23 protein-coding genes (1 of these 23 cut by a window edge) are annotated in these 24,290 nt (G+C 40.0%); 17 read left to right on the forward strand and 6 right to left on the reverse strand.

Annotated elements, in window-relative coordinates:
* The 5 genes in view from TZ97_RS00075 to TZ97_RS00095 are tightly spaced (at most 59 nt apart) and all read right to left on the reverse strand, a layout consistent with a single transcriptional unit that may run on beyond the window.
* Positions 1 to 1,009: the 5' portion of a tyrosine-type recombinase/integrase gene (locus tag TZ97_RS00075; RefSeq protein WP_004182166.1), read on the reverse strand. The gene continues 125 nt to the left of window position 1, outside the view; only the first 1,009 of its 1,134 coding nucleotides appear in the window; its start codon is at positions 1,007 to 1,009; the stop codon falls past the left edge of the window.
* A 3-nt stretch (positions 1,010 to 1,012) separates the two neighbouring features.
* The gene (locus TZ97_RS00080; protein ID WP_000598356.1) at positions 1,013 to 1,207 is read right to left on the reverse strand and encodes a DUF3173 domain-containing protein; all 195 of its coding nucleotides are present in this window, start codon (positions 1,205 to 1,207) and stop codon (positions 1,013 to 1,015) included.
* Positions 1,208 to 1,266: 59 nt separating this feature from the next.
* A complete protein-coding gene (locus TZ97_RS00085; protein ID WP_001096844.1) occupies positions 1,267 to 1,653 on the reverse strand; it encodes a hypothetical protein in 387 nt (128 codons plus the stop codon).
* Between the two features lie 2 nt (positions 1,654 to 1,655).
* A complete protein-coding gene (locus TZ97_RS00090; RefSeq protein ID WP_004182182.1) occupies positions 1,656 to 2,852 on the reverse strand; it encodes a replication initiation factor domain-containing protein in 1,197 nt (398 codons plus the stop codon).
* A 40-nt stretch (positions 2,853 to 2,892) separates the two neighbouring features.
* On the reverse strand, positions 2,893 to 3,366 hold the full coding sequence (locus tag TZ97_RS00095) for a hypothetical protein (RefSeq protein WP_045758970.1): 474 nt from the start codon (positions 3,364 to 3,366) through the stop codon (positions 2,893 to 2,895).
* Between the two features lie 320 nt (positions 3,367 to 3,686).
* Between TZ97_RS00095 and TZ97_RS00100 the strand changes: the two genes are divergently transcribed.
* From TZ97_RS00100 to TZ97_RS00145, 10 genes are all read left to right on the forward strand, one after another.
* The gene (locus TZ97_RS00100; protein ID WP_045758971.1) at positions 3,687 to 4,139 is read left to right on the forward strand and encodes a helix-turn-helix domain-containing protein; all 453 of its coding nucleotides are present in this window, start codon (positions 3,687 to 3,689) and stop codon (positions 4,137 to 4,139) included.
* Between the two features lie 114 nt (positions 4,140 to 4,253).
* A complete protein-coding gene (locus TZ97_RS00105) occupies positions 4,254 to 4,808 on the forward strand; it encodes a histidine phosphatase family protein (RefSeq protein WP_045758972.1) in 555 nt (184 codons plus the stop codon).
* Between the two features lie 56 nt (positions 4,809 to 4,864).
* Positions 4,865 to 5,554, forward strand: a complete 690-nt coding sequence (locus tag TZ97_RS00110; RefSeq protein ID WP_235287865.1) for a hypothetical protein — start codon at positions 4,865 to 4,867, stop codon at positions 5,552 to 5,554.
* Positions 5,551 to 6,360: an Nmad3 family putative nucleotide modification protein gene (locus TZ97_RS00115; protein ID WP_045758973.1), complete on the forward strand. Its 810-nt coding sequence runs from the start codon at positions 5,551 to 5,553 to the stop codon at positions 6,358 to 6,360. The genes TZ97_RS00110 and TZ97_RS00115 overlap by 4 nt, the downstream gene beginning before the upstream one ends.
* A 39-nt stretch (positions 6,361 to 6,399) precedes the next feature.
* Positions 6,400 to 6,597: a hypothetical protein gene (locus TZ97_RS00120; protein ID WP_045758974.1), complete on the forward strand. Its 198-nt coding sequence runs from the start codon at positions 6,400 to 6,402 to the stop codon at positions 6,595 to 6,597.
* A gap of 442 nt (positions 6,598 to 7,039) precedes the next feature.
* Positions 7,040 to 7,477 carry a zinc-dependent MarR family transcriptional regulator gene (locus TZ97_RS00125; protein ID WP_003004547.1) on the forward strand — a complete coding sequence of 146 codons (438 nt, stop codon included), beginning with the start codon at positions 7,040 to 7,042 and terminating at the stop codon, positions 7,475 to 7,477.
* Between the two features lies 1 nt (position 7,478).
* Positions 7,479 to 8,183, forward strand: a complete 705-nt coding sequence (locus tag TZ97_RS00130; RefSeq protein ID WP_003009673.1) for a metal ABC transporter ATP-binding protein — start codon at positions 7,479 to 7,481, stop codon at positions 8,181 to 8,183.
* Positions 8,176 to 8,979 carry a metal ABC transporter permease gene (locus TZ97_RS00135; protein WP_045758975.1) on the forward strand — a complete coding sequence of 268 codons (804 nt, stop codon included), beginning with the start codon at positions 8,176 to 8,178 and terminating at the stop codon, positions 8,977 to 8,979. Before TZ97_RS00130 ends, TZ97_RS00135 begins: the two co-directional genes overlap by 8 nt.
* Before the next feature lie 2 nt (positions 8,980 to 8,981).
* On the forward strand, positions 8,982 to 10,487 hold the full coding sequence (locus tag TZ97_RS00140; protein WP_045758976.1) for a zinc ABC transporter substrate-binding protein AdcA: 1,506 nt from the start codon (positions 8,982 to 8,984) through the stop codon (positions 10,485 to 10,487).
* Positions 10,488 to 10,626: 139 nt separating this feature from the next.
* On the forward strand, positions 10,627 to 11,184 hold the full coding sequence (locus TZ97_RS00145; protein ID WP_045758977.1) for a DUF6287 domain-containing protein: 558 nt from the start codon (positions 10,627 to 10,629) through the stop codon (positions 11,182 to 11,184).
* Between the two features lie 189 nt (positions 11,185 to 11,373).
* Here the strand turns inward: TZ97_RS00145 and TZ97_RS00150 are convergent, their stop codons facing one another.
* A complete protein-coding gene (locus TZ97_RS00150; protein ID WP_045758978.1) occupies positions 11,374 to 13,449 on the reverse strand; it encodes a GH92 family glycosyl hydrolase in 2,076 nt (691 codons plus the stop codon).
* A 215-nt stretch (positions 13,450 to 13,664) separates the two neighbouring features.
* Here TZ97_RS00150 and TZ97_RS00155 point away from each other — a divergent pair, with 215 nt between their 5' ends.
* The 7 genes from TZ97_RS00155 to TZ97_RS00185 all read left to right on the forward strand — a co-directional run bounded on the left by TZ97_RS00155 (position 13,665) and on the right by TZ97_RS00185 (position 24,160).
* Positions 13,665 to 14,945 (forward strand): glycoside hydrolase family 125 protein, encoded by a 1,281-nt coding sequence (locus tag TZ97_RS00155; RefSeq protein ID WP_045758979.1) that lies wholly within the window; start codon positions 13,665 to 13,667, stop codon positions 14,943 to 14,945.
* 76 nt (positions 14,946 to 15,021) lie between these two features.
* A complete protein-coding gene (locus TZ97_RS00160) occupies positions 15,022 to 17,667 on the forward strand; it encodes an alpha-mannosidase (protein ID WP_045758980.1) in 2,646 nt (881 codons plus the stop codon).
* Positions 17,668 to 17,752: 85 nt separating this feature from the next.
* Positions 17,753 to 18,622 (forward strand): ROK family protein, encoded by an 870-nt coding sequence (locus TZ97_RS00165; RefSeq protein WP_021154266.1) that lies wholly within the window; start codon positions 17,753 to 17,755, stop codon positions 18,620 to 18,622.
* Positions 18,616 to 20,496, forward strand: a complete 1,881-nt coding sequence (locus TZ97_RS00170; RefSeq protein WP_045758981.1) for a beta-N-acetylhexosaminidase — start codon at positions 18,616 to 18,618, stop codon at positions 20,494 to 20,496. Before TZ97_RS00165 ends, TZ97_RS00170 begins: the two co-directional genes overlap by 7 nt.
* A gap of 227 nt (positions 20,497 to 20,723) precedes the next feature.
* Positions 20,724 to 21,653, forward strand: coding sequence for an ABC transporter permease (locus TZ97_RS00175; RefSeq protein WP_003009701.1), 930 nt, complete (start codon positions 20,724 to 20,726; stop codon positions 21,651 to 21,653).
* Between the two features lie 13 nt (positions 21,654 to 21,666).
* Positions 21,667 to 22,599: a carbohydrate ABC transporter permease gene (locus TZ97_RS00180; protein ID WP_003004100.1), complete on the forward strand. Its 933-nt coding sequence runs from the start codon at positions 21,667 to 21,669 to the stop codon at positions 22,597 to 22,599.
* A 79-nt stretch (positions 22,600 to 22,678) separates the two neighbouring features.
* Positions 22,679 to 24,160, forward strand: coding sequence for an ABC transporter substrate-binding protein (locus TZ97_RS00185; RefSeq protein WP_045758982.1), 1,482 nt, complete (start codon positions 22,679 to 22,681; stop codon positions 24,158 to 24,160).
* The last annotated feature ends 130 nt before the right edge of the window (positions 24,161 to 24,290 follow it).

Raw genomic sequence — 24,290 nt, forward strand, 5'->3', positions numbered from 1 at the left:
CTCCTTGATTTATAAGTAATGATGCATGAGAGTGTCTTAAATCATGAATTCTTATTTTCTTTAAATCTTTATCCCTTTCTAGTATTTGCTTAAACTTCTTATCAATCATATTTTTTGTAATTGATATTGGTGTACTCTGTATTATTTGAAGTTCTTCAGTATTTTTCGTAAATTCCTCAAGTTTTTCTTTTTGTTTTACTTTCCAATCTATTAGCATTTCTGCTAATTTCTGATTTATTGTTATATTTCTAGTTCCTGATCGTGTTTTTGTTGTATTAATGTAGCTTGTATTATTAACAAAGTATACCGTTTTGGTAACGTAAATCGTATTTGTTAAAAGATTTATATCATTCCAGTTCAATGCGAGGATTTCTCCCATTCTCATTCCAGTAAAGAAAGCAATTACGAAAAACAGGTCATAACTTATTTCATCATCTCGAATAAGTCCTCTAAATCTCGTGAATTCTTCTATACTCCAAAATTTAATATCAGGCTTCCTAATTGGTAATTTTCTCAGATTCTTAACTGGATTTTTATCAATGAGTGATTTTCTTATACCAGTATCAAAAATTTTTTTAAGTAGAATCAGAACCTTATTAATTGTATTATAGCTTAAAACTTCATTTTCATTTTGTTTTTTAGGTTTTGTTTTTAGGTATTCACGAAATTCGAATATATGGTCATACGTTAATTTATTTAAATTTGTATTTTTAAAATATGGCTTAATATGACGCTCATAATTATTTCTTTGTGTACTTGTGTAGCTTACTTTTCTGCCATTTTTCAAATCATCTTCTTCAAGTAAGTCGAATAACATATCTGTTGTTACTACAAAGTCAAATTGTTTTTCTTTTAATTCTACAACTCTAATATGTTGTTCAAGTTCTAGGGCTTCCTTTTTAGATTTTAATCCTTTACGAATAATACGTATTCTTTTTTGTGTGACTGGGTGGAAACCGTTAGAAACATCAACAGTCCATTTACCACTTTTAGTTTTACGAATAGTCATTCATTATGCTTCTTTCTGGAGTTCAATTCCTAGTAGTTCTTCAGCGACACTGGCTGGAATTGTACCAATCCGTTTGTTATCGTAGATATTAAAACCACGATTCACTAATAGTAATTTGCCAGTATGGATAATCTTTCTTGCAGTTCCTGGAGCAAATCCAAGTTCGATAAGGTCATCTTTTGTTACAGTTTTAATCACGTGCTCTCCTTTTCTAATTAGATTAAGTACGGGGAGGATTAACTCCCCTTGTCTTATACTTATTTTTGTTTTACATCTACTAAATGGATAGCATCCGCCTTGTAATACATCGTTGAACTAATCATAGTAGCTTGTAAATTGTCAAATGTAACTGGTACTTGATCCATTGCTTGGATATAGTCATTATCGACTAAAGCTTCTGGATTGTCTACTGAGACTTGGGTTGATTTCTTTTTGAATTGTCCATCCTTGATCGTTACATTGTATTTCCAACCAATGATTTTATCGGTATTAAAACGTCTTTCGCTACCATCTCGGTTTTTGATAATTTCTCCGTTTGCATCTGCTCGGACTTCCGTTTCAAATTTTGGAATGACTTCATCCAATTCAAATTTTGTTCCAATGTTATTGAAATTCCAGTCATTTTGTGAGAGCATTTTTGCCATATTTAATTTCTCCTTTTGATATTTTCTTTGATTGTAGGGATTAAATCTTCTCTTTTAAAGAGAATTGCCCTTTCTATTAATCCACTTGCTAAATCTGGTGGATATTCCATATTGTTGAGTGCGAGATAGTTAGATTTCTCATACTCATGCAGTAAGTTATTGTCGTATAGAAATTTATACGCTTTTAGAATAGCTCCAGAACCTTTATAGGTAAACCATTCTAATTTTTGTTCTAGTTCTGTCTTTGGTTTTGAAATAATGATAGAGACAGGTTTTGAGTGACCTAAAAACTTTTCCCAAGATCTCAAAGGTTTTGAGAAGTGACTATCACTATAGAACCTCACTTTTTCTTTGAGGTATCCCTTGGTAAAGTTAAGAAGATCTATTTCTGAATGCAACCATTCTTGAATGAAGTAGTGAGCTTTTGCTTTCCTAAGTTCTAACTCAGTTCTTATCCAATTTTCTATATACCGCTTGCTGATCCCGAGCTTTTCAGCTTGTTCTAAGCGCTTATCGTAAATTCTAAGTCTTTCATCATCATTGGGTTTTCTTAAATATAAGGTCTGACCGATCGTTTCATCTCCGTAGGTATTGTAGTAGGTGCTTTTTCCATATAGAAAGCGTTTCTTCTGACAAATCTTTAGAAGTTGATTAGGAGTGAAATAGGGTGTTTCATTAAAATCATCTATTGCAATATCAATTCGTCTTACTGAAAAATGAATGTAATTGTAGTAGAGGTTGTTCAGAAACTGTCTTTCGGAGAGACTATTTGGATCTAATACCATATCTCTATAGAACTCTAGTGCCTGTCCTGACATGACAAGCATGTAGGACGACTCTTTCGATCCATAGTAGATACGGATATTCCCATAATGAAGCTGGCTATCATAGTTATAGTATTTAAGGCTCCCCTTATTCTCAATAAATAGGTCAAAGTCAAGAAATAGGATATCTTCGATTATTTCTTTTGGCGAAAATTCAGTCTTATCAAACTGAATTTGAATCCAGTCAAATACAGAACGTAAATGCTCATTTTTTGCCATAGATTTTGATTCAACTTTTTGCCTAATTTTGCCACCCTTAAAATCTCCAAAACCCTTGGTAATACTGAATTTTTTCGATGGTACACCTAACTTGCAGAGGGTGGTGTTACTACACACCCTATCGGTCAAAAATGGTCCGTCCGCATCTACGCTCATTTTCGGCTTTCTGCCTCCTGGCTCAGCCGAAAACTCGCTATTAGCCGAACCTATTTTTTGACCTCTTGTTAACAAACCCTAGTAAGCCGGTTTGCATCGACTCTTCAATATCTTGGATTTTCTTTTTTAGGTTGGAATTCTCAATTTTTATCAGTCGCATTTCTCGCTTAAATTCCTGTTTTAAGGCAATCAGTTCATCGTAGAGCTCATCTATTACTTGGTTTAGAGATTCATGCTCATTGTCTGCTAGACTCCCAAATACGGCTTGTATAGCTTCTTTTAAACCTATTTCAAGTTTTAGTTTAGCTAATTTTTGAAATTGTCTAAGGTCTTCGTCTGTAAAGTCATAGGTAACTGTATAACTTAATTGATGAGTTCTGGGATTTCTACTGATAGGAATTTTGATTTTTTTAAATTCCTTGCCACTTATCTCTTTAATCAGTTTAATCCAATTTTTAAGAGTAGAGGTAGAGTTTAGGCCAGAAATTTGATTGACTAACTCTTTATTGGTCATCTTTTTGTGAAACCTCCGAAATTTTCTTGTGCAACTGAAGAGTTTTCTGTGGTATAATTGTTACATAATATGTTTTGATCTTGGAACGAACGGCACATTTGTTTCAAGATTTTTTTATTTTGTCGAATCTTACCTCCTTTATTAAAATTTTTTAAATCGACTACTAGTTACATACGCTTTTACCTCCTTTTATGCTATAATATTCTCAATGGAATATTTAATCTTAAAATAAATATTCCTTATGGAATAATTCCATTTTATACCGTTTAGAATATTTTGTCAAGTCAAAATATACCGAATAGAATATTTAAGAGGATACAATGTTTAATAATGATACTTTTGGAGATCGTCTTAAGGAACTGAGAAAGAGTAAGAAGTTAACTCAAGTACAAGTTTCTGAGATGATTGGTGTACAACAAGGGACTTATTCTCGTTGGGAGAATGGAACTTTAGAGCCTAATTTAGAAGCTGTTGTCAAATTAGCGAAGTTGTTTGATACAACGACAGATTATTTATTAGGAAAAACCATTTACAGTACTCTAGATGTTATTCCTCATCCAATTACTAGAATTGATATGAAGAAGTTAAAAGAGTTTAATAAAACTGAACTAAATGATCTGAAATTTGCGATTGTTATGAATGGAATTAAAAACCATTCTACTCTACCTAAGTATTTGGATGAGCTAGTCTCTGAAAATAATTTAGATGAAGAAGAGCAAGAAATATTGCATACCCTTTTTAAAGAGGTTTGTGATTATTTTAATGCAGATTGAAAGTTTATTTGATTAACACTCCGTAACTGATTTGACAATTATAGTTAAGTAAGATAATATGAGCTTATAAAACAACTTTCCTCCTTATATGTATTTTCAGCGTAATTATAACTTATGAACAATTCTTATATTTTACTTAGACATGCCCATTCGAGATTTTCGAGTGATGATTTTAATAGAACTTTATCGGAAAAAGGATTTACATCTCTTAAGCAGTTGGAGTTTTTGAATTCTTTTAATATTGATTACTATTTTTCTAGTCCTTATAAGCGAGCTTTTGAGACAGTAAATAGTTCTCCTATACAATTTGATAAGATAGTGCTTGATGATCGTTTGCGTGAAAGAAAATTATCCTCAAGATTTATTGAAGATTCTGAGTTTGAAGAAACGATTCAATATTTATGGCAAAATCCAGATAAATCACTTATTGGAGGTGAGTCTAATCGAGAAGCATTAAAGAGAATCTTAGATTTGATAGAGGACTTGGAAGAAAGATACTCAGATAAAACCATTTTACTAAGCTCTCATGGAAATTTGCTAGGAATCTTAATCAATCAATTTGATCCAAGTTTTGATTATAAAAAATGGGAACAGATGACTTTTCCAGATTGCTTTCTAGTTGAAAAAGATGAGAGTGTGAAAAGAATTATGAAAGTTACTTCTGGGTAATCATTTAGTTCAATCTATCAGAATACAAAAAATTTTGGAGAGAAGGAGATAAAAAAGTGGACAAACAAACCATTATTTACTGCTATAGAATGACTCATGATTATGGAATCAATCCTTGTGTTTTTACAGAAAATTATGATACAACACCACATCTTCTTACCGAAGGAGGGTGTATGCTTCAGTTAAGAAGGAATATTAAAAAGAACTGGGCTGAAAAAATAAACTCGAAGTCTGTAGATGCATACATAATGGCTGTAGCAGGGCATTCAAACGATGGGAAACAATGGAGAGATGAGCAAGGAATGTTTATCACACCAAAATATAATCATCTAATTTTTGTTGCTAAAATTAGTGAAATTTTAACAATGAAAGAATATTTACTATCTCCAAAATCTAATAATAGAAGAGATGCTTATACTTATCAATGGATGATTGAAAAGAATGGATTAAACCAATCAAGTTTTATGAATGAAGTAGTGATTCTTGCAGACCGTTTTAATTATTTTGGTAAGTCTCCACTTAAAATTCCCAAAGAAATTTTAGATTTTTTTCCGATGGGAGAACGAGCGAGAATAAATGGAAAACCATTCCCAAGATGGAATGCCAAAAATGGATTTTATAACTCGGAAGAGAGATTTACTGATGTATTAGAATTAATGGAATTTGCTGAGACTATACTTGGTTCACAAAACAAAGTAATGGATTTGCCTTATCACCCATTCTTTATACGAGGAAAAGAATTTTGAAAATAATTTTATCAAGAAAAGGATTTGATTCATCTAATGGTGGTATCTCTAGTCCTATACTACCTGATGGAACCCTACTTTCATTACCAATACCTGCTAAATTTGACACTATATCTTTTGATGATTTAAACTATAATGGGGTATTATATTCAGATATATTAAAACAATTAAAGGGGAAGGAAGATAAAACAAACCATTTTAATTGTCATCTTGACCCGGACATAAGAGAAAATATTAGGAATAATTCTGTTTCTAATTGGAGACCAGCATTTGGCCAAATCAAAAGTTCTCAGGGAATATTACGAAATCATAATGTTTCTATCGGTGACCTTTTTCTATTTTTTGGATGGTTTAGACAAACTGAAGGAGATATTCACAATGGAACATTGCGTTTTAAGAAAAATGCTCCTGATTTAAATATCATTTATGGTTATTTGCAAATTGGTGACATGACGAATGATAAAGAATGTTTGCAGAATATGTACCCATTTCATCCTCATTCTTTAGAACATATGAGTAGTTTGAAATCTAATATGCTATATATACCAAGTGAAAACTTATCGTTTTTACCTCAAAAAAAAGGCTATGGTACTTTTAATTTTCATGATGGTAGAGTATTAACAATGAGTGGTAAATCAAGAAGCATCTGGAAAGAAATACCGGCACTTATGCCTGAGAATATAAATGGTAATCATAAAAATTCTGCTAAAGATTGTGGTTTAAAATATTCTGGTATATGGCAAGAAAAAGTTTTGTTAGAAAACGAACTATCAAATTCTTGGGCTAAAAAGTTATTTATGTTATAATAATAAAAAACACTTACCCTAATTAAAGGAGAAAATAAAATGGTCACATTAACTGTTGAAAAAGATTGGACTGGGAAATACACGTTTACAGTTTCGAATGGATTTGATAGTCAAAGTTTGACACCAGGAACATTTGTTTCAGATTTTCAAATTAACCAAGCTAAACAAAACATCCAGTATGCCGGAAGTATTGATGATGGTATTAGAGTAGTAAAAAATGCTTTAGGAATTTTCTAAAAGAAAAATATTAGAGTCGTTTATACAAAAATTAGACCTAATTTATGTCTAGTTTATTAACATTCCATATACCTCAAATGATCGTACAACTGTCTTGAGTACCTCTGGATGAATATAACCGGTTTGAACATATCGTCTATTCTCTGATGATGCTCTTAGAACAATAAGGTATAGAGTGTTACCAAAAAGTTACTAAAATTTGAAAAATGAGTCTATTTTGCAAGATTTAAAACTCTTAAAACTCTATTATATCAAGGTTATAAGATTTAAAAAATGTATTCATAGAACTCAAAATCCAGTGTCCGCAAGGACGTGCCGGTTCGACCCCGGCCGCCGGTATAGATTATAAAGGAGTTTTACTCCTTTTTTTGTTTTATTTTTTTCTTTTTTATGATATAATTAACCGGTAAAGTTTCTTTTAGTGAATTAGAAGGAGTTTATTTTGTCTGAAGTTGCAAACAAAATCGATCGATTTTTAAATTCTATTTTATTGTTATCAGAAAATCAGCATGAGATTTTAGTCGGTTCTTGTACAAGTGGTGTTTCATTAACCAACACTCAGGAACATATTTTGATGCTGGTTGCTGATGAAGCTCTAACCAATTCTGTCTTAGCTAAGAAATTGAATGTCAGTCAGGCGGCTATCACAAAGGCCGTGAAGCCCTTATTAAGCCAGGGGATGTTAGAGACTTATCGTGATGAGAATGATGCTCGAGTTCTCTATTATCGCTTAACTGAGATTGGTAAGCCAATTGCATTAGAGCATCAGCACCACCATCAGCATACTCTTCACACTTACGAGGATGTTTTGTCGAAGTTTACTAAGAATGAGCAAGGGGTCATTTCGCGGTTTTTAGATTTATTGGAAGAGGAGTTATAGTTTGAGGTATATTACGGTTTCGAATTTATCGTTTTATTATGACCGGGAACCGGTTCTGGAAGGAATCAATTACTACTTAGACAGTGGGGAGTTTGTAACCTTGACCGGTGAAAATGGTGCTGCTAAGTCAACCTTGATTAAGGCTAGTCTTGGGATTTTACAGCCCAAGGTCGGGACAGTTGAGATTTCAAAGACGAATGTTAAGGGAAAGAAGTTAAGGATTGCTTATTTGCCGCAACAGATTGCTAGTTTTAATGCAGGATTTCCCAGTACGGTCTATGAATTTGTGAAGTCAGGTCGGTATCCTCGTAAAGGCTGGTTTCGAAAGTTGAATGAGCACGATGAAAAGCATATTCTAAAGAGTTTAGAATCTGTTGGGATGCTGGAGTTCAAGGATAGGGCGATTGGTTCTTTGTCTGGTGGTCAGAAACAACGGGCTGTCATTGCTCGGATGTTTGCTTCAGATCCGGATATCTTTGTTTTAGATGAACCGACAACAGGGATGGATGCGACGACAAAGAGTGATTTTTATGAGTTGATGCATCACAGTGCGCATCACCATCAAAAATCTGTTTTGATGATTACGCATGATCCTGAAGAGGTTAACCAGTTTGCGGATCGGAATATTCATTTGGTTCGCGACCAGAGCTCTCCTTGGAGATGTTTTAACGTCCATGATATAGAAGGGGAGGGTGACCATGCTTGATTTATTCCAGTATGATTTTATGCAGCGAGCCTTGTTGGCTATGGTTGCCATGAGTCTTTTTTCTCCTGTACTAGGGATTTTCTTGATTTTGAGACGGCAGAGTCTGATGAGTGATACGCTGAGTCACGTCTCTCTTGCGGGTGTCGCTTTTGGGCTTTTCCTTGGGATCTCTCCGACGCTTTCGACTATGATCATTGTCATTATAGCTGCGGTTTTTCTTGAGTATTTGCGGACCTTATTTAAGGACTTTATGGAGATCGGGACGGCAATTCTAATGTCCACTGGTCTTGCCCTAGCTTTGGTACTGATGCGTGGTGGTGGGAAAAGCTCGATGAGCTTGGATCAATATTTGTTTGGTTCTACCCTAACCATTACGGATGAACAGGTGATCGCCTTGTTTGTGATTGCTTTTATTGTATTAGTGTTGACGGCCTTATTCTTGCGTCCTATGTATATTTTGACCTTTGATGAAGATACGGCCTTTGTAGATGGCCTTCCGGTCCGGACCATGTCCATTTTATTTAATGTGGTAACGGGGGTTGCTATCGCCTTAATGATTCCTGCAGCAGGATCGTTATTGGTTTCAACCATCATGGTCTTACCGGCTAGTATTGCGCTGAAATTAGGGAAGAACTTCCGTGGGGTCATGCTGATTGCGGTCATCATTGGTTTTATCGGGATGTTTAGTGGGTTGATTTTGTCTTATATTGCAGATACACCAGCGAGTGCCAGCATCACGCTTTTATTTGTGGCACTGTTCTTGCTTGTGAATCTTGGATCACGTTTGAGGAAATAGATATGAACTTTAAAAAATTTGGTTGGTTATTGTTAGTGGCTTTAACACTTGTTTTGACAGCTTGTGGCAAAAGTCAGAGCCAAAATGGGAAATTAAAAGTGATGACCACTTTTTATCCTGTTTATGATTTTACAAAAAATATTGTCGGAGATGAAGGAACGGTAGACCTGCTCATTGGAGCGGGATCAGAGCCTCATGAATATGAATTGTCTGCTAAGGGGCGGGCTATGATTCAAGATTCGGATGTTTTCGTCTATGAAAATGAAAATATGGAAACGTGGGTTCCAAATCTTTTGAAATCAATGAAGGATAAGAAAACCAAAGTGATCGATGCTACCAAGGGCATGGTCTTGCTTCCTGGATTGGAAGAGGAACATGAACACGAAGGTGGCGAAGAACACCATCATGAATATGATCCTCACCTTTGGCTCTCTCCACATCGTGCCATGAAGATGGTAGAGTCGATTCGTGATCAATTGGTGGCAGCTTATCCAGATAAGAAAAAGACGTTTGAGAAAAATGCCCAAGCCTATCTAAAGAAATTACAGGCCTTGGATCAAGCTTATCAGGATGGCTTGAAAGATGCGAAACAAAAGAATTTCGTGACTCAACACGCGGCTTTCCGTTACTTGGCCTTGGATTATGGCTTAAACCAGGTGGCTATTTCAGGGATTTCACCTGATAGTGAGCCTTCTGCTGCACGATTGCGTGAATTGACAGAGTATATCAAGAAAAATGAGATCAAGGTGATTTACTTTGAGGAAAATGCTTCTAAGTCCTTGGCGAAAACCTTGTCTTCTGAAGCTGGTGTTGAGTTAGCTGTCTTAAATCCTTTGGAAAGCTTGACGGATCAAGAAATGAAAGATGGCGAAGACTACGTGTCTGTTATGAAGGAAAATCTGAAGGCGCTCGAGAAAACAACGTCACAAGCTGGTAAGGATATTCAACCGGAACATGAGGAAGATGATAAGACAGTTCAAAAGGGCTATTTCGAGGATAGTCAAGTGAAGGATCGTAGCTTAGCAAATTATGCGGGTGATTGGAAATCCGTTTATCCATACTTGCAAGATGGAACTTTGGATCAGGTCTTTGATTATAAGGCAAAATTAAATCCAACCATGACTGCTGCTGAGTATAAGGAATATTATACCAAGGGTTACCAAACAGATATTGATCGGATTAAGATTGATAAGGATTCAATGGAGTTTTATCAAAAAGGATCTTCTAAGAAATATACCTATAAATACGTAGGTAAGCACATTTTGACTTATAAGAAGGGAAATCGTGGTGTTCGTTATCTCTTTGAAGCGAAAGAGAGCGATGCGGGAGATTTCAAATATGTTCAATTTAGTGACCATGAAATTACTCCGGTAAAGGCAGCTCACTTCCACATTTTCCATGGAGGAAAGAGTCAAGAGGCGCTTTATGATGAGTTGGAAAATTGGCCAACGTATTATCCTTCCAACTTATCTGGTTTAGAAGTGGCACAGGAAATGCTGGCTCATTAAGAGCTATATCAAAAGAAAGACTAGGACTGATTATCCTGGTCTCTTTTTGATTAAAAATGAGGAGTGAAGCTTGTCAAATGCTTGAAAATACGTTACAATGAGAGGGCTTTAAACTAAAAAAATGTATGGGGAATTTTAAATGAAAAAAGTTGGTGCAATTCTTGTGAGTTTTCTTAGTGTCGTCTTATTGGTGGCTTGTTCGCAACAGGGAGCGAGCAAAAAATCAACCCCTTCCTCTAGTCAAACGACGACCTCTTCTGAAGTCAAAAAGACGAATGCTTCTAGTTCGGAAGTGAAGGAGAAAGAAAAAAAAGAAGAGAAAAAAGAAGTGAAGAAAATGGATCTTGAAGCGATTGCCAATGGAGATTACAGCAGTATTTCTGGTGTCTGGCAAGATGATAAGGGAAACAAGCTGGTCTTTAACGACAAAGGGTTGGTCTCACAAGAGTTAGAGGGCTACGGAGCTTCTTTGACGGATTATGGGACCGCCTCAGAAGGCATTTATGGTGGTCGTGATGGGGGCTTCTTGTTGGAGTATATTCCTGCTGGGGTAACCATTGGTGATCAGGTCGATGATCAAGGGCAAGTCGTCTTTAAGGACACATCAGATGCCTCTAAAAACCGCTTGTGGTCTGGTGTTGGTATCGCTAGTTTTGGAGAACAAGGATCGATCTATTATCATGTAGGAGATGAATAACAGAAAAAAGAGGCTGGGACACAAGTCCTAGCCTCTCAATTGTTTTTGGATTGTCGAGCAAGACGCAGTGGTTGAGTGGGCTCTACTACGCTGATTTCATCAGCTTTTACAGCCCTACTCAACTGTGCGGAGGTGGGACGACGAAATCGAATTCTAACGAATTACCGATTTCTGTCCCACTCTCTTTTCTTATACATGTGGGGGGAGCCAAGAAAGCTCAAACTGGAGCAATTGGGCTTCAAGGAGATCTTGATGGGACACCTCTTGTTTTTCTTTGCCATCTAATAGGGCTTTTTGGATGAAATAAGCCCCTGCAGTGTGTGAGTTGGCGCAAATTTTGAGCTCTTGCTTGGGAAGATGGAGAAGGACTTCTTTAAAGAGAGGGAGGCCCAGATCATAGATTGGTTTTCCTGGGCAGGTTGGATAGAGCCCAAGGGCTGACCAGATGTACCAAGCAGATAGACTACCATTGTCCTCATCACCTGGATAGGCTTGGAAATCTTGATGGAAAGCTTGGGAACGGATCTGGTGGATCAGGAGATTGGTGTATTCGGGATGTAGGCTGTAACGGAAGAGGTAGGGAATGTGAAAGCTGGGTTGATTGGAGATGGCAATCTGCCCAAATGGGGCTTGGGCCATCTCACTCATTTCGTGGATTTCATAGCCATACCCTTTTACATCAAATTGAGGTTTTTGATTGGCCAGATCCAGCAGTCGTTGGGTGAAGGCTTTTTTACCGCCCATTAGCTCTATCAGGCCGGAGAGGTCATGTAAGGCTCCAAAAGTAGCCTGCGTTGCAGAGCATTCTGCATAATCTCCTCCCCAGCTGGTAGGAGAGAAGGGTTCTTTAAAGGTTCCATTGGTGGATCGTGCTCTCATAAAGCCTGTTTGGGCATCGTACAATGTTCGGTAGGAGAGGCTGGAAGCAGTATACCGAGTGGCTGTTTCTGTCTGACCCAATTGCTTGGCAACGGTAGCAATGCAAAAATCACTATAGGCATAATCTAGGCTATGGCTCACACTTTCGTGAAAATCATCGGGTAGGTAGCCAAGGGCCTTGTAGCTTTCATTGCCATGGCGACCAAAATGTTGAGTGGGATCTGTTTTTTGAGCTGTCTGGAGCATAGCTGTCAGCATGTTTTCATGTAGGTCTGGTGCGATCCCTTTTGTGACAGCATCCGCAAAGACCCCATCAATGAGGGTACCTGGCATCATCCCTCGTTCATCTGGGGCCAACCATTTTGGTAGAAAACCAGTATCCTTGTAAGTGTTTAAAAATCCTTCGAGAAAGTGACGGTAGTAATCGGGGTAGACAAGGCTAAAGAGCGGAAAAGAGGTCCGAAAGAGGTCCCAAAATCCGATATTGGTATAAGCTTTTCCTGGTTTGATTTCATTATGGGTGACATCCAGGTGCCAGTCATTTCCCTCGGTATCTGTTTCATAAAAGGTTTGAGGGAAAAGGAGGAGTCGGTAAAGGCAATGATCGAAAAAGGCTTGGTCACGCCCTCCGGTATCTTTTACTTCAATTCGTTTTAGCAGCTGATTCCATTGATCGGCTGCTTCTTTTTTAGCTTCTTCTAAGGGAAGGTGGGGAAGATGGCTGTGAGCCATGTCTTGGGACAGATAAGAAGTTCCTAATTGGACGGTCACTTCATTGCTCGCAAAGGTCAGAAAAAGATCTTGATCGATGTGAGTGACGCTCTCAATCGGCTGGCTAAATTGCCACTGGAGATAGAAAGAGTAGGAAGTATCTGCGGTATGGGCCTGATCCAGAATGTGGAAGTGGCAGGTTTGGCCTGTCAGAGTCAAGTCCTCTAGTTCCTTTGCTGCATGAAAGCAGAGTGTCAGCTTTTCTGGTGCTCGAAAGTGCATGATAGCCCCGTAGCGGCTTGGAACTAGCTCGCTTTGAATCTGATAACGTTCCGAAAAAATACGGAGGTAGTGGGGTTGGAAAACGGCTTCTTTCATCGAATAACTGCTTTGACGACGGAAGAGGTCGGAACTTGCAACTTCCCCTGTGATGGGCGTGATGAGGCACCAAGCGTAGTCTCCTATCCAAGGACTAGGCTGGTGGGTGAGGCGAAATCCCTGAAAAATAGGGAGATTGGGGTTGAAAAACCAAGCCCCCTGTTCGTGTGTCGTCTGGGGAAGGAAGTAGTTCATCCCAAAAGGGACTCCGGTATAAGGGAGGGTGTTCCCGTGCGAATAGTGGGGATGATTATCGCTTCCCCAGCGGGTATCGATGGTTTGGCAATGTGTGCGCATCTTGTCTCCTTTTTCTTCATCAACCTTAAATGATCTGTGTTTTTCTTGGAACACGCGGTGGTATTTTCTTCATTGTATCAAAGTGTTGTCAAATATGATAGCGTTTTTATCAAATGGAAAATTTTGTAGAAAAAGGGCTATAGTTTGCGTATGTATTTCCCATTTGAAATCTTTTATACTGAATAGGAAAGAATCGATACGTGTGAGGAAAATAAATGACCTATTCAAAAGAAATTGTGCGAGAATGGTTGGATCAAGTGGCTGAGCGTGCTAAGGAATACCCTGAGTGGGTGGATGTCTTTGAACGTTGTTATACAGATACTTTGGATAATACAGTTGAAATTTTAGAAGATGGGTCAACCTTTGTGTTAACAGGGGACATCCCAGCTATGTGGTTGCGTGACTCAACGGCTCAATTGAGGCCCTATCTTCATGTGGCTAAACGAGATTCCCAATTGCGCCAGACCATTGCTGGTTTGGTCAAACGTCAGATGACCTTGATTCTCAAGGATCCTTATGCCAACTCTTTTAATATTGAGGAGAACTGGAAAGGCCATCACGAGACCGACCACACCGATTTGAATGGCTGGATTTGGGAGCGCAAGTATGAAGTGGATTCGCTGTGCTATCCCTTGCAGCTGGCTTATCTTCTGTGGAAAGAAACTGGTGAGACTAGCCAATTTGATGAAACCTTTGTCACAGCGACTAAGGAGATTCTTCATCTCTGGACGGTGGAACAAGACCATAACAACTCCCCTTATCGCTTCGTTCGAGATACTGATCGTAAGGAAGACACGCTGGTGAATGACGGCTTTGGGCCAGATTTTGCCGTGACAGGGATGACCTGGTCAGCCTTTCGTCCAAGTGATGACTGCTGTCAGTATAGCTATTTGATTCCATCCAATATGTTTGCAGTGGTTGTTTTGGGTTATGTCCAAGAAATCTTTGCAACATTGAATCTAGCTGATAGTGAAAGCATCATTGCAGATGCCAAACGCCTCCAAGCGGAGATTCAAGAAGGGATCGAAAACTACGCCTACACGACTAACAGCAAGGGCGAGAAAATCTATGCCTTTGAGGTAGATGGTTTAGGAAATGCTAGCATCATGGATGATCCAAATGTGCCAAGTTTGTTAGCTGCTCCGTATCTGGGCTACTGCGCCATCGACGACGAAGTCTACCAAGCCACTCGTCGGACTATTTTGAGCCTTGAAAATCCTTACTTCTATGAAGGGAAGTACGCAAGTGGACTCGGAAGTTCTCATACCTTTTATCGCTATATCTGGCCGATTGCCCTTTCTATTCAAGGATTGACAACGACAGATAAAGCTGAGAAAAAATTCTTGCTCGATCAGCTGGTTGCCTGCGATGGAGGCACGGGTGTCATGCGCGAAAGTTTCCATGTAGATGATCCAACCAAATACTCGCGTGAATGGTTCTCGTGGGCCAACATGATGTTCTGCGAATTAGTCTTGGATTACTTGGATATTCGCTAATGAGCTCTTGCTCGACAGATTCTTGTCAAGAATCACAAATATATCTTTAAATTTAAGTTAGAATGAGGTTTTACTCATGGAAAATGTTGTTGTACATATTATCTCTCACAGCCACTGGGATCGTGAGTGGTATCTACCTTTTGAAAGTCACCGCATGCAATTGGTGGAACTCTTTGACAATCTCTTTGATCTTTTTGAAAATGACCCTGAATTCAAAAGTTTCCACTTAGATGGACAAACCATCGTCCTCGATGACTATTTAGAAATTCGCCCTGAAAATCGCGACAAGGTGCAGCGCTATATCGACGAGGGCAAGCTCAAGATTGGTCCCTTCTACATCTTGCAGGATGATTACTTGATCTCCAGCGAAGCCAATGTCCGCAATACCTTGATTGGACAGGCTGAATGCGCTAAATGGGGCAAATCTACTCAGATTGGTTATTTCCCAGATACCTTTGGAAATATGGGGCAAGCTCCTCAAATCCTTCAAAAATCAGGCATTCACGTAGCAGCTTTTGGGCGTGGGGTCAAACCAATCGGATTTGACAACCAAGTCCTCGAAGATGAGCAATTCACCTCTCAATTTTCTGAAATGTACTGGCAAGGGGCGGATGGTAGCCGTGTGCTGGGTATTCTCTTTGCCAACTGGTACAGTAACGGGAACGAAATTCCAGTGGATAAAGACGAAGCTTTGGCTTTCTGGAAACAAAAATTGGCAGATGTTCGCGACTATGCCTCAACCAACCAATGGTTAATGATGAACGGCTGCGACCACCAACCGGTTCAACGAAACTTGAGTGAAGCTATTCGCGTGGCCAACGAACTGTTCCCTGACGTGACCTTTATTCATAGCTCCTTTGATGAATATGTGCAAGCAGTGGAAAGTGCACTTCCCGAACAATTATCAACGGTTACGGGAGAATTGACCAGTCAGGAAACCGATGGTTGGTACACTCTTGCTAATACCTCTTCTTCACGTATTTACCTCAAACAAGCCTTCCAAGAAAACAGCAACTTGCTCGAGCAAGTGGTGGAACCTTTGACCATCATTACTGGTGGGCACAACCATAAGGATCAATTGACCTATGCTTGGAAGACACTCTTACAAAATGCGCCACACGATAGTATTTGTGGATGTAGCGTAGATGATGTTCACCGTGAAATGGAAGTTCGTTTTGCCAAGGTCAACCAAGTCGGAAACTTTGTCAAGACCAACCTTCTGAACGAATGGAAGGGTAAACTAGCGACTCAAAAAGCCCAGAGTGAGCACCTCTTTACGGTCATCAACACTGGCTTGCATAATAAGGTGGACACCGTCAGCACGATTGTCGATGTTGCGGTTTGTCCATTTAAGGAATTGCATCCGACAGAAGGCTTCAAGAAAATGGCTGCTTTGAGCTTGCCAGACTACCATGTAGAGGATTTAGATGGACATCTTGTAGAAGCAGAGATTGAGGACTTGGGAGCAAGCTTTGGCTATACCCTGCCTAAGGATAAATTCCGTCAACCTTATATTGCACGTCAAGTGCGCGTGACAATTCCAATTCACCTTGCACCACTTTCTTGGTCAAGCTTCCAACTAGTCGAAGGGCCAGCAGCACAAAGCGATGGTATCTTCCAAAATGGAGTTATTGATACTCCATTTGTGACAGTAAGTGTAGATGAAGGTATCACAGTCTACGACAAGACTACAAACGAAGCTTACGAGGACTTTATCCAATTTGAGGACCGTGGCGATATCGGGAATGAGTACATTTATTTCCAACCAAAAGGAACAGAGCCAATTTTCGCAAAACTGAAAGGTTATGAAATTCTGGAAAACAATGCTCGCTATGCTAAGGTTTTGCTCAAACATGACTTGACTATTCCAGTTAGCGCAGATGAAAAATTGGATGCTGAACAAAGAGGTATCATCGAGTTCATGAAACGAGATGCAGGTCGTTCAGAAGAGTTGACAACCATTCCTCTTGAAACGGAGATGACCATTTTTGTAGATGATCCACAAATTCGCTTCAAGACTCGCTTTACCAATACAGCCAAAGACCACCGCATTCGTCTCTTGGTCAAAACTCATAACACACGCCCAAGTAATGATTCTGAAAGCATCTATGAAGTTGTTACAAGACCAAATAAACCAGCAGCTTCTTGGGGAAATCCTGAAAATCCACAACACCAACAAGCCTTTGTTAGCTTGTATGACGATGTTAAAGGAGTGACAGTAGCCAATAAAGGATTGCACGAATACGAAATCCTTGAGGACGACACCATGGCTGTAACCCTTCTCCGTGCTTCAGGTGAGCTAGGTGACTGGGGCTACTTCCCAACGCCAGAAGCTCAGTGCTTGCGCGATATCGAAGTTGAGTTTGCAGTAGAATGCCATCAAGCAGGGGAACGCTTCTCGGCCTTCCGTCGTGCTAAAGCCTTCCAGGTGCCATTTACAGCTCTTCAAGTTGCAAAACAAGAAGGTAGAGTTGCTGCAACAGGTAGTCTCTTCAACCATGCAGCCCTCAACTTGCCACAAGTCTGCCCAACAGCCTTTAAAGTTGCTGAAAATGAAGAAGGATACGTCCTTCGTTACTACAATATGAGTCAAGAAAATGTTCGCGTGTCTGAAAAACAACAAACCATTCTTGACTTATTGGAACGCCCATATCCAGTTCATTCAGGACTATTGGCACCACAAGAAATTCGTACAGAATTGATCAAAAAAGAAGAAATCTAATTTCAAAAAGATAACATAAAAAGAAAGGAGGAGCGAAAAGAGTAAGAACCGACTGCTGATTCGCTCCTTTTTACAGGTAAAAGCAATGACCATTGCAACGATTGATATCGGAGGGACTGGCATTAAGTTTGCTAGTCTAACTCCTGATGGAAAGATTTTAGATAAGGCCAGCACCGCAACGCCAGAGACTCTGGAAGAGTTGCTAGCTTGGTTGGATCAGCGATTGTCAGAACGTGACTACCGTGGGATTGCCATGAGTGTGCCAGGAGCCGTTCATCAAGAAACAGGGGTAATTGAAGGGATCAGTGCCATTCCTTACATCCATGGTTTTTCATGGTATGAGGCGCTTGCTCATCATAAGCTTCCTATCCACCTAGAAAATGATGCCAACTGTGTTGGACTCAGTGAACTGCTAGCTCATCCTGAGATTGAAAATGCAGCCTGTGTCGTGATTGGTACAGGAATCGGTGGAGCCATGATTATCAATGGGAAGCTACACCGTGGTCGTCATGGTTTGGGCGGTGAGTTTGGCTACATGACCACAATCGAGCCCGCAGAAAGACTCAATAACTGGTCACAACTCGCTTCTACAGGAAACATGGTTCGCTATGTGATTGAAAAATCTGGTCAAACCGATTGGGATGGCCGCAAGGTGTACCAAGAGGCGGCAGCAGGTAATGCCCTTTGCCAAGAAGCTATTGAGCGCATGAATCGTAATCTTGCTCAAGGACTGCTCAATATCCAGTACCTGATTGATCCAGATGTGATTAGTCTAGGCGGCTCTATCAGTCAGAACCTTGATTTTATCAAAGGCGTGCAAAAAGCCGTAGATGCCTTTGTGGAAAGATATGAAGAATATACCATCGCTCCAGTCATTCAAGCTTGCACCTATCAGGCAGATGCCAATCTCTACGGTGCCCTTGTCAACTGGTTACAGGAGGAAAACCAATGGTAAGTTTTACCGGAATCAACAGTAAACAAGCGCAAGCTTTAGAGTTGCTCCAAAATCACATTTCTCTACCAGATGTAGAAGTGGCAGTCGCTCAGTCTGACCATGCTTCCATCTCTATCAAGGGGGAGAATGGGCAGTATCAATTGACCTACCGTAAACCTCATCAACTCTACCGTGCCTTATCTGTGCTCGCAACAGCTTTAGCAGAAGGGGACAAGGTAGAGATTGAAGAGCAGGCGGCCTATGAAGATTTAGCCTATATGGCGGACTGTTCGCGCAATGCCGTGCTCAATGTCGCCTCTGCCAAACAGATGATTGAAGTCTTGGCTCTCATGGGTTATTCAACCTTTGAGCTCTACATGGAAGACACTTATCAAATCGAGGGGCAGCCTTACTTTGGTTATTTCCGTGGGGCTTATGCTGCTGAAGAGTTACAGGAAATCGAAAGCTACGCCCAGCAGTTTGACATGACCTTTGTGCCATGTATCCAAACTTTGGCTCACTTATCAGCCTTTGTCAAATGGGGCGTCAAAGAAGTGCAAGAGCTCCGCGATGTAGAAGATATTCTTCTCATCGGTGAAGAAAAAGTTTACGACCTGATTGACGGTATGTTTGCGACGTTGTCTAAACTACAAACTCGCAAGGTCAATATCGGGATGGACGAAGCCCACCTGGTTGGTTTGGGACGCTACCTTATCCTAAATGGTGTGGTGGATCGTAGCCTCCTCATGTGTCAACACTTGGAGCGCGTGCTGGATATTGCCGATAAGTATGGTTTCCACTGCCAGATGTGGAGCGATATGTTCTTCAAGCTCATGTCAGCAGATGGCCAGTACGACCGTGAGGTGGAAATTCCAGAAGAAACGCGTGTTTACCTTGACCGTCTCAAAGACCGTGTGACCTTGGTTTACTGGGATTATTATCAGGATAGCGAAGAAAAATACAATCGTAACTTCAGTAACCACCACAAGATTAGCCAGGATATTGCCTTTGCAGGTGGGGCTTGGAAGTGGATTGGTTTTACGCCCCACAACCATTTCAGCCGTCTCATTGCAGTAGAAGCCAATAAAGCTTGCCGTGCCAACCAAATCAAGGAAGTTATCGTGACGGGTTGGGGGGACAATGGTGGGGAAACAGCCCAGTTCTCTATCTTGCCAAGCTTACAAATCTGGGCAGAACTTAGCTATCGCAATGATTTAGAGCGTCTATCTGCCCACTTCAAGACTAATACAGGTCTATCTGTTGAGGACTTTATGCAGCTGGATCTTGCCAACCTCTTGCCAGACCTACCAGACAATCTCAGTGGCATCAATCCCAACCGCTATGTCTTTTACCAGGATGTTCTTTGCCCAATTCTTGACAAGCACATGACACCTGAACAGGACAAGCCACACTTTGCCCAAGCAGCTGAGATTCTTTCTGACATTAAAGAAAAAGCGGGCGTCTACGCTTATCTCTTTGAAACTCAGGCACAGTTGAATGCTATTTTAAGTAGCAAGGTCGATGTAGGACGACGCATCCGTGAGGCCTATCACGCAGGTGATAAAGAGAGCTTGCAACAAATCGCTCAGGAAGAATTGCCAAAACTCAGAAGCCAGATTGAACACTTCCATGACCTCTTTAGTCACCAATGGTTGAAAGAAAACAAGGTCTTCGGCTTGGATACCGTAGATATCCGTATGGGTGGACTCTTGCAACGCATCAAGCGAGCAGAAAGTCGGATTGAAAACTACCTAGCTGGTTCCATCACATGTATCGATGAACTAGAAGAAGAGATCTTACCATTCAACGATTTCTACGGGGATCAGGACTTCGCAGCCACAACAGCTAATCAATGGCACACCATTGCGACAGCTTCGACCATTTATACAACGTAAAAAATGCCAAGTTGGATGACAGGTATCTCATCCACGGTGGGATAGGAGTAGAAGAGGAACTGTCTTTACGACCACCCTTTTCTACTCTTTTTTAAAGCTATGTCATAAATTTGTAGAATTTTTTCTATAATTAGGAGTTTGAAAATGTAAATGGGCTATCTTATAATAGGTGATGTAAACGCTACCAAAGTAAATAAACACGCTCAAGGCTCAAAGGGGGGAGTTAAATGAAAAAGTTTGTAAGGACTCTGAGAGAAAATTTCATTTTTCTTTTAATGGTCTTACCTGGTGCAGCGTGGTTAATCTTATTCTTCTATATTCCGGTTTTTGGGAATATCGTAGCATTTAAGGACTATCATATTACGGGAGAGGGCTTCATTGACAGTGTCATGAAGAGTAAGTGGGTTGGCTTTGACAACTTCAAGTTCCTCTTTAGTTCCAAAGATGCCTACATTATTACAAGAAACACGGTATTGTACAACTTAGGATTCATCTTCTTAGGATTGATTGTTTCCGTTGGGATCGCCATCATCTTTAGTGAGTTGAGATCAAAAAGAGTGGTCAAGGTGCTTCAAACCTCCATGCTCTTCCCATACTTCCTATCATGGGTTATCATCAGCTTCTTCACCGATGCCTTCCTTAACGTGGACAAAGGATTGGTCAACCACATCTTAACTTCATTTGGTATGAAAGCCATCAATTTCTACTCGGAATTGTGGATCTGGCCAGCGCTTCTCCTCTTCTTAGGAATCTGGAAAGGCTTTGGTTATAGTAGTGTCATGTACTATGCAACCATCATGGGAATTGACCCAACTTACTATGAAGCAGCGACTGTGGATGGTGCGTCTAAGTGGCAACGCATTCGCAACATCACCATTCCTCAGTTGTCTTCCTTGATTACGGTTTTGACTATTCTTGCAGTCGGAAATATCTTCCGCGCAGATTTCGGTCTTTTCTACCAAATCCCGCATAATGCTGGAGCGCTCTATAGTGTGACCAACGTTATTGATGTTTATGTCTACAACGGTTTGACCAAGTCAGGGGATATCGGGATGACAGCAGCAGCCGGTCTTTACCAATCGGTAGTCGGTTTGGTTCTTGTTTTAATCTCAAATATCATTGCCCGTCGCATTGATAAGAATGCCGCTCTCTTCTAGAAAGGAGGATCGTATGAAAAAATCAACCATTCAAAAAGAAAAAATTGATAATGTCGGGATCCATTCTTTCAGTAAGAAGAGCAACTTCTTCTTTACCTTGTTGTTGACCTTAGTCGGATTGACCTGTGTGCTTCCCTTCATCTTCGTTGTCATGATCTCTTTGACTGACGAACAAAGTTTGGCAGTCCATGGCTTCCAATTCTGGCCAGCAAAATTTGGATTTGATGGTTACCTCTTCTTGGTACAGTTCAAAGACAAAATCTTGCAAGCCCTCTTCATTACCTTGTTTGTGACCATTGTGGGAACAGCATGTAATGTCTTTATCACCACAACCTATGCTTACGCAATCTCACGGAGTACCTTTAAATACCGCAAGTTCTTTACCGTATTTTCACTCCTTAGTATGCTCTTTAGTGCAGGGTTGGTTCCAAGCTACATTGTGACCACTCAACTCTTGCAGTTAGGTGATACCATCGGGGCTTTGATTATCCCAATGTTGCTCAGTCCATTTAACATCATCTTGATGCGGACCTTCTTTAAACGGACCATTCCAGAAGCTATCCTTGAATCCGCTCGGATCGATGGGGCAAGTGAAACACGGATCTTTTTCCAAATCTGCTTGCCATTGTCTCTACCAGGGATTGCGACTATCAGTTTGTTCACTGCTTTAGGGTTCTGGAACGACTGGTTCAATGCCCTCCTCTATATTAAGAGTGACAACCTTTACCCATTGCAATACCTCTTGATGCAAATCCAAAACAATATGGATTACATCGCTAAAAACGTCGGGGTATCCGGCCAATTGGCAGGAGCTGTACAATCCATCCCACGGGAAACAGGACGTATGGCCATGGTGGTTGTGGCAACAGTGCCAATCGCCATTCTCTATCCATTCTTCCAACGCTACTTTGTAAAAGGCTTGACCATCGGTGGTGTGAAAGAATAACATCGTTCATTGAAAATCAGCAGGATTTTCAACTCATAACTTAGTCTAAAAAGAAAATAACATAAAGGAGATTTTTCTTATGAAAAATTGGAAAAAATACGCGTTAGCATCTGCTAGTGTCATCGCTCTTGGAGCTACTCTTGCTGCTTGTGGAAACCTTACAGGGAACAACAAGAAGTCAGCAACAACTGAAGACGGTAAACCAATCATCAAGATGTACCAAATCGGTGATAAACCAGATAACTTGGATGTTCTTCTTAAAAACGCCAACAAGATCATTGAAAAGAAAGTTGGCGCAAAATTGGATATTCAATATCTTGGTTGGGGTGACTACGCACAAAAAATGAACGTTATCATCTCATCTGGTGAAAACTATGATATTGCCTTTGCTAATAACTACGTGATCAACGCTCAAAAAGGTGCTTATGCTGACTTGACAGAATTGTACAAGAAAGAAGGGAAAGACCTTTACAAAGCACTTGACCCAGCTTACATCAAAGGGAACACTGTAAATGGTAAGATCTATGCTGTTCCAGTAGCAGCTAACGTGGCATCTTCTCAAAACTTTGCCTTCAACGGACCACTTCTTGAAAAATATGGTATCGACGTTTCAAACGTGAAAGACTATGCTTCTCTTGAACCAGTCTTGAAAGCTATCAAAGAAAAAGATCCAAACGTTGTTCCATTTGCAATGAACAAGAGCTACGGTGGACCTTCAGATGACTTCGACTATGTGGCTGTTGATGGACTTCCATTCGTTGTTGACTTGAAAGGTGACACCACTAAGATCGTTGACCGTTACACAATTCCTCGTTATGTAGAAAACTTGAAGACTCTTCACAAATACTACGAAGCAGGATACATTCCAAAAGACGTAGCAACGAGCGACACTGGTTATGATCTTTCTCAAGATACATGGTTGGTTCGTGAAGAAACAGTAGGACCAGCTGACTACGGTAACAGCTTGCTTTCTCGTGTAGCAAACCGTAAGATCGACATCAAACCATTTACTGAACTGTACAAGAAAAACAACACCACTCAAGTAGCTAACTTTGTTATCTCAAACAACTCTAAGAACAAAGAAAAAGCTATGGAAGTGTTGAATCTCTTGAATACTAACCCAGAACTCTTAAACGGTCTTGTTTATGGACCAGAAGGCAAGAACTGGGAAAAAGTTGCCGGCAAAGAAAACCGTGTCAAAGTCTTGGATGGCTACAACGGAAACACTCACATGTCTGGATGGAACACTGGTAACAACTGGATTCTTTACATCAACGAAAACGTAACTGATGAACAAATTGCACAATCTAAGAAAGATTTGGAAACTGCAAAAGAATCTCCAGCACTTGGCTTCATCTTTAACACAGATAAAGTGAAATCAGAAATCACTGCTCTTACAAATACTTTGAACCAATTTGCAGGTGCTATCAATACTGGTACTGTGGATCCTGAAGTAGAAGTTCCTAAGATGCTTGAAAAATTGAAATCAGAAGGTGCTTACCAAAAAGTGCTTGACGAAATGCAAAAACAATACGACGAATTCCTTGCTTCTAAAAAATAAGAACAGGTAGTTCGAAAAAGGCTTTGGAGGAATCTCCAGAGCCTTTTCATGTCTTTATGAAAATAGAACTGTAAATGAAAATCAATATTTCAATTTACCAATGCAAATAAGGGAAAGCGTTTTATTTTTA

The organism is Streptococcus parasanguinis (assembly GCF_000963275.1).
Lineage (GTDB): Bacteria > Bacillota > Bacilli > Lactobacillales > Streptococcaceae > Streptococcus > Streptococcus parasanguinis_B.